The sequence below is a fragment of the Bifidobacterium sp. genome, assembly GCF_050874245.1.
Lineage (GTDB): Bacteria > Actinomycetota > Actinomycetes > Actinomycetales > Bifidobacteriaceae > Bifidobacterium.
This window is the reverse complement of sequence record NZ_JBNMKH010000207.1, coordinates 1-1219: the sequence shown is the minus strand read 5'-3', so window position 1 is coordinate 1219 and position 1219 is coordinate 1. Positions and strand designations below refer to the sequence as shown.

Here is a 1219-nt window from a genome sequence, read left to right as displayed (position 1 = left end):
TCGTCGTGCCGGAATTCGCATGGGACAACATGATCGCCGAAGGACCGAACGCCATCGTGCATGACGGAACGATTTTCCTGATCTACTCGGGCTCGCTGGTCGGCATCGACTACACGACCGGCCTGGTCACCGCCCCGGCCGGACAGGGGGCCGATCTCACCGACGCCAGCGTATGGACGAAGCTCGATTATCCGCTGCAGAAGTCCGGCATGTACAACGGGCGTTGGCAGCTCGGCACCGGCCACGGCATGTGGTCGCATGACGAGGACGGCAACCTCATCTACGTGTTCCACAACGCCGAATACGAGCACGGCCGCTATGGTGGCCGCGACGCCCAAGTGCGCCGCGTGCATTGGTCCAAGGAGGGCATGCCCATCCTGGATATGCAAACGGCGGAGGAACTCGACCCCGACTATGCTGGTGTAACGATGGAGGTTGGTTTCTTCGATGCCGACTGAGTCCGCTGAATGACAAAAGGGGTATATATGCCGAAGCGAACGGGGGGAAACGGCGAGCATGTCGTGACCATGCGTGAGGTGGCCAAGGCGGCCGGAGTGTCGATCAAAACCGTCTCCAACGTGGTCAACGTCTACGAATTCGTCTCGCAGGCCACGCGCGACAAGGTCAACAAAGCCATCGTGGAACTGGGATACACGGTGAACGTATCGGCGCGCAACCTGCGCCGAGGGCAGACCGGCATCATCGGCTTGGCCATTCCCGATCTGCAGATGCCGTATTTCGCGCAGCTGTCATCGCTGGTCATCGAAGAAGCGAAGAAAGTCGGTCTGCGCGTGATCGTGGAGCCGACGCAATATTCGCGCGATGGCGAGTTGGAAGCGCTGCACGGGTCCCAGCAGACGATGATCGACGGCCTGATCTACAGCCCATTGGAGCTTGGACAGGATGACGTCGAGCGGCTGAAGGTCGATTATCCGCTTGTGCTGGTTGGCGAACGCATCTTCACCGACCAGGTGGATCACATCGCCACCGAGAACGTGGAAGGCGCGAAGCGGGCCACGCAGTATCTGCTGACGACCGGTTGCCGCCGCGTGGCCGTGGTCGGTGTGCACCCGGGGGAGAAAGTCGGTTCCGCCGCGCTGCGCTACCAAGGGTATCTTGAGGCACTGGAGGAGGCCGGCGTCGAATTCGACGATCGGCTGGTCGTCGAATCGGGCATGTGGCATCGTAGCGACGGTGTGAGGGCCATGAACACGTTGCT

The 1219-nt window shown here is 61.3% G+C and carries 2 protein-coding genes; both read left to right on the top strand.

Features of this window, described 5'->3' with window-relative positions; genetic code table 11:
* On the top strand, window positions 1-458 hold a 458-nt coding region (locus tag ACR0P8_RS09945), incomplete at its 5' end, for a family 43 glycosylhydrolase (RefSeq protein ID WP_432624883.1).
* Window positions 459-485: 27 nt separating this feature from the next.
* Window positions 486-1219: LacI family DNA-binding transcriptional regulator (locus tag ACR0P8_RS09940; RefSeq protein WP_432624882.1), on the top strand; the 734-nt coding region annotated here is incomplete at its 3' end.